Genomic DNA, 12,860 nt, shown 5'->3' on the forward strand with positions numbered 1-12,860 from the left:
CCTCGGTCGTTATGCCTTTAACTGTGTGTGGATGTTTTGTATTACACTGTCAATCGATGGCTTAATATCAATAAAAATAGCTTCGTTAGCATTGGGTTCCATGAGCGCTTCAAATTGGCTTTTTAACATGTTTTCGCCATTGAACCAGTGGTTATCTCTTTTTTGATGCCGCTGCCAAATGGTGTCGAAATCACCTTGAAGGTAAATAATCACTAGTTCTGAATTATTGAGCCTTAAGATATCGCGGTACTGGGGTTTTAATGCTGAGCAAGCGATTACTGCAGTATCATTGGAAATAAAAAGTTGATTTAACGTATGCAGCCAATCGATTCGGTCTTCGTCGGTAAGAGGAATGCCTTGACGCATTTTTTCTACATTACTGTCTGGGTGAAAGTCATCACCATCAAAAAATTGAAAGTGTAAATCTTGAGCAAGAAGTTGACCTATGTGGCTTTTTCCACAACCAGACACGCCCATGACTAATATTTTTTTATGTTTCATTGTCGATTGCTTTGTTTCTTTTTCTATAACGGTTTGATTGTTCATAGTGTTGCCTACTACCGCTCTATTTAAATAGAGCGGTTTTAAATAATGCGTTATTGCCACCAAAGCGCCAATTGAGGAAAGATAATTACTAAGCCAAGAGCGAGTATTTGCAGGCCTATAAATGGCAGTAAGGCCGTAAATATTTCACCTAGGCTGATGTCTTTTGGTGCGACGGATTTGAGATAAAAGGCCGCAGGACCAAAAGGTGGTGATAAGAAGGACACTTGCATGTTTAAACAGAACACCACACCAAACCATATTGGGTCAAAGCCAAGATTAACGATGATCGGTACGAAGATTGGCATGGTCAGCAATGCAACACCGACCCAATCTAGGAACATGCCTAAAACCAATAAAATTACCATCATGATGAGTAATGTACCCATCGCATGACCACCACTTAGCGCTAAAATAGTCTCTTCGACAAAGTCAATGCCACCCATGAGGTTATACACACCTACTAAGGCGGTGGCGCCAATACCAATCCAAATGATCATCCCACAAGTTCTCATGGTGGCAATGGCACTTTCTTTTAACATTATCCAAGTCATTTCTTTACGAATGATGGCACTGATCATGATGCCGACGACACCCAGCGCAGAGGCTTCGGTTACCGACGCAACACCGCTGTAAATACTGCCCAATACGATTGCAACGGAAAGCAATGGAAAGAACAGGGCTTTAAAGTAATTCGGTTTAGTAAGTGCATCTTCTCTGAGCTCTTCTTCGGTTGGCAATGGTGCTAATGATGGATTCAGGAAGCAACGAATTAATACATAAGCAACGTAAAATAACGCCAACATTAAAGCCGGAACAAATGAAGCTTTAAAAAGATCGCCAATAGAAACACTGGCGGTTAACCCATAAATAATTAGAACAATACTAGGTGGTAACATGGTGCCTAATGCGCCGCCAGCACAGGTTGTGCCTATAGCCAGTTTACGGTCGTAGCCTAAACGCAGCATTTGAGGTAAGGCAAGAATGCCGAGCAACACAGTTTCGCCACCGATCACACCAGACATAGAAGCCAGTAGAACAGCCACAAGTAATGTCTGTACCGCGACGCCTCCACGCACTTTTCTGCCGACCGATTTCATGGCATCGAATAAATCGCGAGCAATACCTGAACGGTCTAACAATGCCGCCATTAATACAAACATAGGAACGGCGAGGAAAATATAACCATCAACAAAGCTATACATACGGCTAGTGACAAGAGGTAGCGCATCGACGCCAAACCATCCGAAGGTAAAAAATAAGGCCACAAAGCCGGTTACGAACGCTAATTGCATGCCGGTGAGCAACAAGCCGATCATCATTACCAACATGAGTAGGCTGGCATATCCAATGCATATAGCAGATAAATCAAACATCGTGGCGACTCCTTAATGCCTTGATCTCTTGAAAGAGGTGCAAAACGAATTGCACCGATAAAATGCAGAAAATAACAAAAATTAATGCTTTTAACAGGGCAGGGTACGGTGGATTAAAATAAGACCCGGAAGTTTCTAAACGGAACTCTCCCCATGGCGTAAACCAAGAGGTTTGAACCATGGTGTAAGCCGCCCACGCCATCATCAATGAGAAGGTTAGCCCAACAATATGGTGAACTATGTTTAATAAACGACGCGTTTTGTTGGAGACCGCATCATAGATCAGTACAACGCGAACATGTTTGTCGGTTGCAAAAGCATAAATGCCACCAATGACAAATAGGCTTCCACCAATAAATGAAGCCGTTTCATGAACCCAAGTCGTTGGAGCGTCAAAGACATAACGCATTAACACTTCATAAAAAGAGATAAAGACCGTAAAGATAAACAGTAAACTTAAAACGTGGCTGACTTTAATAATGCAGGCATCCAGTTTATTTTTAGGAACGTCTTCAGCTTCTGGGGGCGTAGGGACATCTTTCATAAAACAACCTATCTGAAACAAAAATCGATGAGAAAGGGCTGAGTCAACAGCCCTTAAATGGTGTCAATGGGTAGAGATTAAAGTAATCCGTTTTCTTCTAAGTATTTAGTGACAGAATCGTAAACCTTTTTCGCATTAGGTGAGCGTTCTGAAAATACTTGCCATTGTGTTTTGGCGATGGCGCGGAATTTTTTACGCTCTTCATCCGACCAGTTATGAATTGTGATATTGGGATCTTTTTCTGCTTTAGCGACGGCGGCTTGGTCAGCAATACGAAGTTCGGTTGTCATATCAACGGCGAAATCACGAACAGAAACGGTGAGAATTTCTTGTAGGTCTGGAGACATTTTGTCCCATTTCTTCTGGCTAATCGAAATGTCAATTAAAGGTAGAGAATGGAAGCCAGGTTGAACTGGATGAGTCGCAATGTCGTTCATGCCTGCTTTTTGATTGGTTGAAAATACGGTGTAGTCGGCCGCATCAATAACGCCTTTACTTAACCCAGTAAATACTTCAGAGCCCGGTAAGTTAACCGGAGTTGCGCCTGCAGCGGCAAAAACTTGTTGCACTAAGCCTTCCGGTGCGCGGATTTTTAGCCCTTTAAGATCGGCAACACCATCTAGTGGTACTTTAGACACTAAAGACTCAACGCCGGTGGTTGAACCACCAATAAACTTCACTCCGTATGGCTTGTAAAGTTCGGTCATTAATTCATAACCACCGCCATAGTTAATGTATTGCAGAAGTTGACCAGTATTTGACCAAGCGCCAACCATGTTACCAATAAGGCCAAAAGCAGGATCTTTACCTGAAAAGTATTCGGTTGCCGTTATTTGACCATCTAGAATACCTTGGCGAATAGCATCGAGTGTTTCGGTATTTTTTACCACACTGCCGACAGGCAATAACGAAATCTTAATTCTGCCATCCGTCATGGTTTCAACACTTTTGGCCCATTTTTGTTGCACTTGGTAGTTTTTATCGCCCGATGGATCAGACGATTGAATTTTAAGGTTAAAATCAGCAGCCAGCACTGAAGTTGAGAATATTCCTGCTAAAGCAGCAGCCGTCATGGTAAGAGTCAATTTCATGTTCTTGTCCTTTTAGTTTCAGGTTTACCCTTCGCAGTCAATAACTAGGCAGTTAACCTATTTACCTTGATGGGTACTCGTTCCGTTATTTATAATAATGTTACCGGTAACTTTGTAACGTAAATGTTACCGGTAACTATTTTTGCGCGCTATTAAGTGGATCACAGAATTTGTTTTTAGGAATGATAATGATTGACGGTATCTAGCGGATTAAAATAGCTCGACTTATTAACTGCTTAAAACTCAATATGCGCACAATATTAGGAGAAAATTCGGATAATTAGTTTAATTCATCAGAAAAAATTTTATCTCTTACTTTCCAAAAGCGTCCAGATTTTCTTGCAATAATGAACAAAGGAAGACGGAATCGGTGTTGGTGGTTAACCACTTTAGTGGGAGAGCTTTCTTCAAATGGACGATGCCTATCGGCAAGGTGAGGGCGAACAAATTGCTCGGAAAAATTTTGTTTTTGTTTTTTGGTGGTTAATGACCAAAACTCATTTACTAACGCCTGTGGGCTATCGTCATTGGTTTCACCTGAATAGGTGATTTTCAGCTGTGACTTGCCATCTTGAGTTTTATGAATAGTAAGCTGCATGTCTTTACATTCAAATACTAAGGCATCTTTTAGATTTAAGGCATCACGCAGCTTTTTATCTGGGTCAACTAACGTGGCATCACACTGATGGCAGATTCGAGCCGCTATGTCATTATCTGCTCCGCATTCTGAGCAATATTTGGCTTTGAAACGATAGCCACAATGTTCCCGCTCACCAGTGGGTTTATCATTGTCATCAGTCACTTCGAAGTAACCTTGGCAACGACGACCATAATGTTCTATCAAAATACCTTTATTATCCAATTTCCCCCAAAAGGTATTGTTAAAACCGCAAGCGGGGCAAGGAATAGTCACACTGTCACTGTTTGGATCGGGCTTGATTTCACCCACTTCAGGTTGGTAAAGATCGTAGTTGTTACCAGCGTAATCGAGCACCAAACATTCTTTTTTATTGGCGGCTAAACGAAGTCCTCGACCAATGATTTGCTGATATAAACTCACCGATTCCGTTGGGCGTAATATGGCAATAAGATCAACATGAGGCGCATCAAAGCCAGTGGTTAATACCGAGACATTGACCAGATATTTTATTTGTTTATTTTTAAAAGCATTGATGATGCGGTCTCGTTCGATGTGATGGGTATCGCCAATCACTAGTGCGGATTCTTGTTCTGGCAATAATGTAAGAATTTCTTGAGCATGGCGAACCGTGGCTGCGAAAATCATAATGCCTTGTTTATCTTTTGCGAGTTCGACTATTTGGTGAATGATTTGTGGGGTAGCACGTTTGGATTTTTCAATCACCAAGTCTAATTCTGCTTCTTTGTAACGTCCTGCTAAGGCTGGTTTTAAGTGTGAGAAGTCATAACTAAGCACAGGCGCGTCGACCATTTTAGCAGGGGTAAGGAAACCTTCGTCTAATAGGTATTGAATAGGTAATTCAAAAATACAGTCGCGGAAAAAGCGTGGGTCTTGTGAGCGTACTTGCCCTTTTTTTCCTCGTACTTGGTATTGATAAATCCATCCCATACCTAGCCGATAAGGGGTGGCGGTTAACCCTAAAATTTTAATGCCTGGATTAACACTTTGTAGATGTGAAATCACTTTACGATAACTACTTTTCGGATTGTCAGGTACGCGATGGCATTCATCGATCACTAATAAGGAAAATTGATTGGCAAAGGCTTCTAGGTTACGCACGACAGATTGTACCGAAGCAAAGACGACTTGTTCTTCGGTTTCTTTTCGGCCTAAACCTGCCGAAAAAATAGAGCCTTTTAGTGATCTATCTTCCGTTGAGTAACTTTCATATTTCGCATGATTTTGTTCAACCAGCTCTTTTACATGCGTTAGCATTAATACTCGACCTTTAGCTAGGCGAGCCAGTTCTGCGATGACTAAGCTTTTTCCTGCGCCAGTAGGTAAAACGATAACGGCGGGCTCACTGTTGTTGCGAAAATAATGAATGACGGCTTTAACAGAATCAGCTTGGTATGGGCGAAGTGTGAACATGGCTATAACAAGTATCGATAAGTTTAATAATGACGCTAGAGTACTGGGATTAGGGTGATATTGCTAGATTTACGATACTTTGCGATTTTATTACAGTGTGTTTTCATTAGCAGTTATATCAGGCCGTCGTGAGATTGTTTGTCAATAAAAAAGCCCCACTCAAATGAGTAGGGCTTTGATGGCTGAAAGGCTCTATATTATAGAGATTCAGTGAAAGTACGTGCGATAACGTCTTGTTGTTGTTCTGTTGTTAGAGAGTTGAATCGTACTGCGTATCCAGAAACACGGATAGTTAGCTGAGGATATTTCTCTGGGTGTTTAACGGCGTCTTGTAGCGTTTCGCGGTTAAGAACATTTACGTTAAGATGTTGACCACCTTCAACAGAAGCTTCATGGTGGAAGTAACCATCCATTAGGCCGGCAAGGTTTGCTTTTTTCGCTTCATCTGTTTTACCTAGTGCGTTAGGGACGATAGAGAAGGTGTAAGAAATACCATCTTGAGCATCAGCAAACGGCAGTTTTGCAACTGAAGTTAGAGACGCTACAGCACCTTTCTCATCGCGACCGTGCATTGGGTTAGCACCTGGAGCGAATGGCGTACCAGCGCGACGACCATCTGGTGTGTTCCCAGTTTTCTTACCGTATACCACGTTAGATGTGATAGTAAGGATAGATTGCGTTGGGATTGCATCACGGTATGTTTTCAGTTTACGGATTTTACCCATGAAAACAGAAACGAGTTCACAAGCGATATCATCTACGCGAGAGTCGTTGTTACCAAATTTAGGATAATCGCCTTCGATTTCGAAATCGAGTGCTAGGCCATCTTCATCACGAATTGGTTTCACTTTTGCGTATTTAATGGCAGACAGTGAATCCGCTGCCACTGACAGACCCGCAATACCACAAGCCATAGTACGACGAACGTCACGGTCATGAAGAGCCATTAAAGACGCTTCGTAGCTGTATTTGTCGTGCATGTAGTGGATAGAATTCAATGCTGTCACATATTGTTTTGCTAACCAATCCATGAAGTGGTCCATCTTCGCCCATAACTCGTCGTAATCAAGATACTCACCAGTGATTTTGTCCATTTTAGGACCGATTTGCACTTTAAGTTTCTCATCCACGCCACCATTGATGGTGTAAAGCATAGTTTTAGCAAGGTTAGCACGAGCACCGAAGAACTGCATTTGCTTACCAACTACCATTGGTGATACGCAACACGCGATTGCGTAGTCATCTGATTGTAGATCAGGGCGCATTAGGTCATCATTTTCATACTGGATAGATGAAGTATCGATCGATACTTTTGCACAGAAGTGCTTAAAGCCAGCAGGAAGTTGCTCAGACCATAGAACAGTGATGTTCGGCTCTGGGCTTGGACCCATAGTGTATAGGCTGTTTAGGAAACGGAAGTTACTGCGAGTAACTAATGTGCGCCCGTCAAGACCCATACCACCCATTGATTCTGTTGCCCAGATAGGGTCGCCAGAGAACAACTCATCGTATTCAGGCGTACGTAGGAAACGAACCATACGTAGCTTCATTACGAAGTGGTCAATCATTTCTTGAGCTTCTACTTCCGTGATCTTACCAGCTGCAATATCGCGCTCGATGAAGATATCAAGGAAAGAAGACGTACGGCCAAGAGACATTGCCGCGCCGTTTTGAGATTTAACGGCTGCTAGGTAGCCGAAGTAAGTCCATTGAATCGCTTCTTGAGCAGTTTCAGCAGGGCGAGAAATGTCACAACCGTATTTAGCTGCCATTTCTTTAATTTGGCCTAGAGCACGGTGTTGCTCTGCAATTTCTTCACGAAGTTGCATTGTTGCAGTTAGGTCTTCGCCATTTTCAAAACGCTCTTGTAGAGACGTAAATTGAGCGAATTTGTCTTTCATCAAGTAGTCAATACCGTAAAGCGCAACACGACGGTAGTCACCAATGATACGACCACGGCCGTAAGCATCAGGAAGACCAGTCAATACGCCAGATTTACGACATTTCATGATGTCAGGCGTATAGATGTCGAACACACCTTGGTTATGAGTTTTACGGTATTCGGTGTAGATTTTAGAAATCATTGGATCCAATTCACGACCGTATACTTTGCATGAACCTTCAACCATACGGATACCACCGTTAGGGATGATGGCACGCTTAAGTGGGGCATCCGTTTGAAGACCAACAATCGTTTCAAGATCTTTGTTGATGTAACCTGCATCGTGAGCAGTGATGGTAGAAATAATAGACGTATCAAAGTCAACAGGAGCAAGGGTTTTGTTTTCTTGCTTGATACCTTCCATTACTTGAGCCCAAAGCTTGTTCGTTGCTTCAGTACCCTCAGAAACTAGGAAAGATTCATCACCTTCATACGGTGTGTAGTTCTTTTGAATGAAATCACGAACATTAACTTCGTTTTGCCAATCACCGTTAGCAAACCCTTCCCAAGCTTTAGCAAATTGCTCTGCCATGACATACCTACCTTTGTAGTAGAAAAAATACGTACTGTAATAGTTAACCTTCAAGGGTTATTACCGCCCGGAGGCACCAGTACACTCAGATTAATAACAATACCAATAAATCATACTTTCCATTGGTATTGTTACTTGTAAATGACAACATCAAATTCGGTGAATTTTCTGCTATTAAAATTTTAATAAACAAATGGTTAGGAATACTAGTTTTCGCTGATATTCATTGTGCATGACAAAAATAAGAGTAGCGTTTTCCATCTTTTTCGCAAGTTGAATCTAGAATGAAATAGCGTAAGACGTTTCCTAACTATAGGTAAAATTTAACAATAGACCGGTGATTAAGTGTTGATCTGGATCACTTAACTAAGAGTATTTAGCCATTAATTCAAAAAAACTCATAAAAACCATAACTTTTTTTAAGTTTTATTCTGGAGCTAATTTATGACCTTATTATCATTACTATTGTTCTAAGAATAAATGCCTGTAAAATGAATATTCATTCAGAATGACGCACTACTTTCAGGCATTAATTACGAGATGATTGATTGCAGCTAGAATAGACTAGTGCTAGTTTGTTAAGAATTGGTTAAATCTTTCGACCAAATGGAATGCGAAAATGATTAAGGGAGAAATGGCGCATGACGGATGTACCCGCGCTGGATATTAAAAACCTGCACAAGACATTTGGACAAAATGAGGTTTTAAAAGGCATTTCACTGTCTGCAAACAAAGGTGATGTCATTTCAATTATAGGCTCTTCCGGTTCGGGTAAGAGTACTTTTCTACGCTGTATCAATTTACTTGAGACCCCAACATCGGGGGATGTTTGGGTAAATGGTGAACTTATAGATATGAAAACTAACCGTAAAGGGGAAACGTTACCTGCTAATGATAAGCAAGTGCAACGTATTCGCTCACGTCTTGCGATGGTTTTTCAGGGCTTTAATTTATGGTCACACCTGACCGTACTGGAAAATGTGATCGAAGCTCCAGTTCATGTATTAGGTCAACCAAAAGCTCAGGCGATTGAAAATGCAGAATTGTTGCTTAAAAAAGTGGGCTTATATGATCGTAAAGATTATTACCCAAGCCACTTATCTGGTGGGCAACAACAACGTGCCGCTATTGCTAGGGCATTAGCGGTTGATCCGGAAGTGATGTTGTTTGATGAACCCACTTCGGCTCTTGATCCTGAACTGGTTGGTGAAGTATTAGGTGTTATGCGTGATTTAGCAGAGGAAGGTAGAACCATGCTAGTCGTCACACATGAAATGGCCTTTGCACGTGATGTCTCTAGCCAGGTTATGTTTTTGCATCAAGGTGTGGTTGAGGAGGAGGGGAATCCCGAAAAAATCTTTACTCACCCAGAGTCAGAACGTTTTAAACAGTTTATTTCTTCGGTTTATTAACCGTGTTACTTAACGGATTATTTTTAGAATTAAAATTTAGTGCTTTAATGATAAGTATTAATAATAGAGTCTTATGTTCTTTGAACTAAAGACAATAACAATAAGAAACAACACAACAATTAGTCATAATCACAGGAGTATGGATATGAAAAAGTGGTTTTTAGCGGCAACGATCGCAGCAGCAACATTGTCTGGTGCGGCGCAATCCAAGGATTGGGATACGGTACGCTTTGCTACAGAAGGGGCATACCCTCCATTTAACTACACCAATTCAAGTGGTGAGTTAGTTGGCTTTGATGTCGATTTAGCGAATGCACTTTGTAAAGAAATGGAAGCAAAATGTAAGATTATTGCACAAGATTGGGATGGTATTATTCCTGCCCTATTAGCTCGTAAATACGATGCAATTATTGCGGGTATGTCTATTACGGAAGAGCGCAAAAAGAAAGTTGCTTTCAGCCACAAATACGCCCTTATTCCAAATAAGTTTATTGCTAAAAAAGGCGCGAATATTGAATTTACTAAAGAGGGCCTTAAAGGCGTGAAAATTGGTGTTCAACGTTCTACCACGCATGATCAATATATTGAAGATAACTACAAAGATATCGTTGATGTTTCTCGTTATGGCACATTTGATGAAGCATACTTAGATTTAGAAAGCGGCCGAATTGATGCCGTATTTGGTGATGCTTCTGCACTTCAAAGTGGTATGTTAGACAAGAAAGAAGGGTATGAATTTACGGGTCCATCACTAACTGATGAAAAATGGTTTGGTGATGGCTTTGGTATTGCCGTTCGTAAACAAGATCAAGATCTTGCCACTAAAATAGACAAAGCGATTGATTCGCTACGCGCTAAAGGTATCTACCAACAAATTGCGGCGAAATATTTCACATATGATGTTTACGGTGAATAAGCCTTAAATTTTGATCCATTAGAGGCCGTTGCCATAACACGGCCTCTCATTCTTATAGACCTTTATGATGTTAGATTTTTTACAAGGTTATGAAGTGACCATTTTAAAAGGGGCATGGGTAACGATTGAAGTGGCGTTATTGTCACTTATTGTAGCTGTGTTTCTTGGGATGTTGGGTTCTTTAGCAAAGTTATCCCCTTATCGCTGGGCAAGGCTGATTGCGACGACCTATACGACGATTATTCGTGGTATACCTGATCTCGTTTTGATGATGCTTATTTTTTTCGGTGGTCAAGTCCTTCTTAATAATTCGCTTTATTCTTTAAATGAACAAATTAATGATTGGATGACCAGTTATAACGCTGCTCATAAATGGACGGCTTATCTTCCGAACTATATTGATGTTAGCCCTTTTGCGGCAGGCATATTAACCATTGGTTTTATCTTTGGTGCATATATGACGGAAACGTTCCGTGGCGCGATTATGGCGGTAGATAAGGGAGAATTAGAAGCCGCAAAAGCATATGGTATGAGTAGCATGATGTCATTTCGCCGTATTTTATTGCCTCAGATGATTCGTCATGCTATTCCGGGGTTTGGCAATAACTGGTTGGTTTTATTGAAAACAACGGCCTTGGTATCCATTATTGGCTTAGATGACATGGTCCGAGTAGGCGCGCTCGCAGCGGGATCGACCAAAATGCCTTTTACATTTTATATGACGGTATCAGTCATTTTCTTATTTTTCACGAGTGTTTCTATTGCATTACTTAAGCTGTTAGAACGCAAGTTTACGTTACATACGAGGTAAGCATGGATTTTTCAGTAATGCTTGATAGCTTGCCTTTATATGTTGAAGGTTTATGGACAACCTTTTGGCTAGTAGGCTTGGCATTAATTATAGGGTTGATTATTGCGGTACCGGCGGGTATCGCTCGTACGAGTTCAAATGCCTTTATTAACTTTCCTGTGTGGTGTTACAGTTATTTTTTCCGCGGTACGCCACTCTTGGTTCAACTGTATCTTATTTATTATGGTTCAAGCCAATTTATGGAAGTAAGAGGGACGTTATGGGAACATGCATGGTTTTGTGCTTTATTTGCTTTTGTGCTTAACACGGGCGCTTATACGGCAGAAATTTTTGCGGGTGCCATTAAAGGTTTAGACAAAGGTGAAATTGAAGCGTCAAAAGCGTATGGCATGTCGGTCGGAAAAATGTATCGTCGTATTATTTTACCGAGTGCTTTTAGACGAGCATTACCAGCGTACAGTAATGAAGTGATTTTTATGCTGCATGGTTCTGCGGTGGCAGGAATTGTAACGGTGATGGATATTACAGGGGTCGCAAGATTAGTTAATTCAAGAACTTACGCACCTTTTGAAGCCTTTTTAACGGCAGGTATCTTTTATATGATTTTGAGTATGTCGATGATTTACTTATTCAAAGTTTTAGAAAAACGGATGCTAGCTTATGCAAGACCAATTAGTTAGCTTCAGGCTAATCAGTTAGTTTTATTGCTTGAGAGATAAAACTGCCAATCAATTATTGATTGGCAGTTTTTATTTATCGCTCTATTCACATTCTGATTTATTTGAAAGCAGACCAAATGGGCGCATGATCAGAAGGCTTTTCAATGCCACGTAATTCGTAGTCAATGCCAGCATCAACGCATTTAGCGGCAAGGTTTGGTGTGGCTAGTACGACATCAATCCGAAGACCACGGTTATCATCAAAACCACGAGAGCGGTAGTCAAACCATGAAAATTGGTTATCAATTGCTGGATGTAGGTTACGGAATGTGTCTTCAAACCCCCAATCTAGCAGTGTTTTTAACCATTCACGTTCTTCTGGCTGAAATGAACATTTACCAGTTTTTAACCAACGTTTAGCGTTTGGTTCACCAATGCCGATATCCAAATCAATTGGGCTAATGTTGATGTCACCCATAATAATAAGTTGCTCATCACTTGTGTGGTGAGTATTGAGGTGGGTCATTAAGTCTTTATAAAACTGGCGTTTATAAGGGAATTTTGTTTCGTGGTGAATGTTATCTCCTTGAGGGAAATAACCATTCATCACAGTCGTCTTCTGGCCACTTTCATCTTCAAAAGTCGCCATGATCATACGTTTTTGATGTTCTTCGGTATCGGTTGAAAAGCCTTTTTGCACCGAAATAGGTTCTTGCTTGCATAACATCGCTACGCCGTAATGCGCTTTCTGGCCATGAAAATAAACGTGATAGCCCATGGCTTCAACATCCGCAAGTGGAAAAGCTTCATCATGTACTTTAATTTCCTGTAAGCCAATCACATCCGGTTGGTGTTTATCGATAATAGCTTGTAGCTGATGCAGGCGAGCTCTTAGGCCATTTATGTTGAATGATATTACTTTCATAATATGGAATCCTTAACCAATTCAATGTGTTAAAAAAT

Annotated in this window: 11 protein-coding genes; 4 read left to right on the forward strand and 7 right to left on the reverse strand. The window is 41.0% G+C overall.

From position 1 onward, the window contains the following. Nucleotides 1–9: 9 nt before the first annotated feature. The 6 genes from VCASEI_RS05780 to pflB all read right to left on the reverse strand — a co-directional run bounded on the left by VCASEI_RS05780 (nt 10) and on the right by pflB (nt 8,099). Entirely contained in the window at nt 10–501 is a 492-nt protein-coding gene (locus tag VCASEI_RS05780; protein ID WP_086959780.1) for a gluconokinase, read from the reverse strand. 95 nt (nt 502–596) lie between these two features. Further along, nucleotides 597–1,919, reverse strand: a complete 1,323-nt coding sequence (locus tag VCASEI_RS05785) for a TRAP transporter large permease (protein WP_089110911.1) — start codon at nt 1,917–1,919, stop codon at nt 597–599. Then, nucleotides 1,912–2,463 carry a TRAP transporter small permease subunit gene (locus VCASEI_RS05790; protein WP_086959748.1) on the reverse strand — a complete coding sequence of 184 codons (552 nt, stop codon included), beginning with the start codon at nt 2,461–2,463 and terminating at the stop codon, nt 1,912–1,914. Before VCASEI_RS05790 ends, VCASEI_RS05785 begins: the two co-directional genes overlap by 8 nt. Nucleotides 2,464–2,540: 77 nt before the next feature. Further along, nucleotides 2,541–3,554, reverse strand: coding sequence for a TRAP transporter substrate-binding protein (locus VCASEI_RS05795; protein ID WP_086959747.1), 1,014 nt, complete (start codon nt 3,552–3,554; stop codon nt 2,541–2,543). Between the two features lie 280 nt (nt 3,555–3,834). Continuing rightward, a complete protein-coding gene (locus tag VCASEI_RS05800; protein WP_089110912.1) occupies nt 3,835–5,625 on the reverse strand; it encodes a DEAD/DEAH box helicase in 1,791 nt (596 codons plus the stop codon). A gap of 197 nt (nt 5,626–5,822) precedes the next feature. Further along, nucleotides 5,823–8,099 carry a formate C-acetyltransferase gene (gene pflB / locus VCASEI_RS05805; protein ID WP_086958098.1) on the reverse strand — a complete coding sequence of 759 codons (2,277 nt, stop codon included), beginning with the start codon at nt 8,097–8,099 and terminating at the stop codon, nt 5,823–5,825. A 641-nt stretch (nt 8,100–8,740) separates the two neighbouring features. Here pflB and VCASEI_RS05810 point away from each other — a divergent pair. From VCASEI_RS05810 to VCASEI_RS05825, 4 genes are all read left to right on the forward strand, one after another. Continuing rightward, complete coding sequence (locus VCASEI_RS05810) at nt 8,741–9,511, forward strand: ABC transporter ATP-binding protein (RefSeq protein ID WP_086958100.1); 771 nt, start codon at nt 8,741–8,743, stop codon at nt 9,509–9,511. A 145-nt stretch (nt 9,512–9,656) separates the two neighbouring features. Continuing rightward, the gene (locus VCASEI_RS05815; protein ID WP_086958102.1) at nt 9,657–10,427 is read left to right on the forward strand and encodes an ABC transporter substrate-binding protein; all 771 of its coding nucleotides are present in this window, start codon (nt 9,657–9,659) and stop codon (nt 10,425–10,427) included. A gap of 67 nt (nt 10,428–10,494) precedes the next feature. Then, nucleotides 10,495–11,238: an ABC transporter permease gene (locus tag VCASEI_RS05820; RefSeq protein ID WP_086958104.1), complete on the forward strand. Its 744-nt coding sequence runs from the start codon at nt 10,495–10,497 to the stop codon at nt 11,236–11,238. A 2-nt stretch (nt 11,239–11,240) separates the two neighbouring features. Continuing rightward, on the forward strand, nt 11,241–11,918 hold the full coding sequence (locus VCASEI_RS05825) for an ABC transporter permease (RefSeq protein WP_086958105.1): 678 nt from the start codon (nt 11,241–11,243) through the stop codon (nt 11,916–11,918). A gap of 97 nt (nt 11,919–12,015) precedes the next feature. Here the strand turns inward: VCASEI_RS05825 and xthA are convergent, their stop codons facing one another. Then, nucleotides 12,016–12,822, reverse strand: a complete 807-nt coding sequence (gene xthA / locus VCASEI_RS05830) for an exodeoxyribonuclease III (RefSeq protein WP_086958107.1) — start codon at nt 12,820–12,822, stop codon at nt 12,016–12,018. Nucleotides 12,823–12,860 lie beyond the last annotated feature (38 nt).

Source organism: Vibrio casei (assembly GCF_002218025.2).
Lineage (GTDB): Bacteria > Pseudomonadota > Gammaproteobacteria > Enterobacterales > Vibrionaceae > Vibrio > Vibrio casei.

What these genes read in the sequence shown, in the direction of transcription:
- VCASEI_RS05790 (WP_086959748.1), bottom strand. Translation starts at nt 2,463, where the DNA reads ATGAAAGATGTCCCTACGCCCCCAGAAGCTGAAGACGTTCCTAAAAAT.
- VCASEI_RS05810 (WP_086958100.1), top strand. Translation starts at nt 8,741, where the DNA reads ATGACGGATGTACCCGCGCTGGATATTAAAAACCTGCACAAGACATTT.
- VCASEI_RS05820 (WP_086958104.1), top strand. Translation starts at nt 10,495, where the DNA reads ATGTTAGATTTTTTACAAGGTTATGAAGTGACCATTTTAAAAGGGGCA.
- VCASEI_RS05800 (WP_089110912.1), bottom strand. Translation starts at nt 5,625, where the DNA reads ATGTTCACACTTCGCCCATACCAAGCTGATTCTGTTAAAGCCGTCATT.
- VCASEI_RS05785 (WP_089110911.1), bottom strand. Translation starts at nt 1,919, where the DNA reads ATGTTTGATTTATCTGCTATATGCATTGGATATGCCAGCCTACTCATG.
- xthA (WP_086958107.1), bottom strand. Translation starts at nt 12,822, where the DNA reads ATGAAAGTAATATCATTCAACATAAATGGCCTAAGAGCTCGCCTGCAT.
- VCASEI_RS05795 (WP_086959747.1), bottom strand. Translation starts at nt 3,554, where the DNA reads ATGAAATTGACTCTTACCATGACGGCTGCTGCTTTAGCAGGAATATTC.
- pflB (WP_086958098.1), bottom strand. Translation starts at nt 8,099, where the DNA reads ATGGCAGAGCAATTTGCTAAAGCTTGGGAAGGGTTTGCTAACGGTGAT.
- VCASEI_RS05825 (WP_086958105.1), top strand. Translation starts at nt 11,241, where the DNA reads ATGGATTTTTCAGTAATGCTTGATAGCTTGCCTTTATATGTTGAAGGT.
- VCASEI_RS05780 (WP_086959780.1), bottom strand. Translation starts at nt 501, where the DNA reads ATGAAACATAAAAAAATATTAGTCATGGGCGTGTCTGGTTGTGGAAAA.
- VCASEI_RS05815 (WP_086958102.1), top strand. Translation starts at nt 9,657, where the DNA reads ATGAAAAAGTGGTTTTTAGCGGCAACGATCGCAGCAGCAACATTGTCT.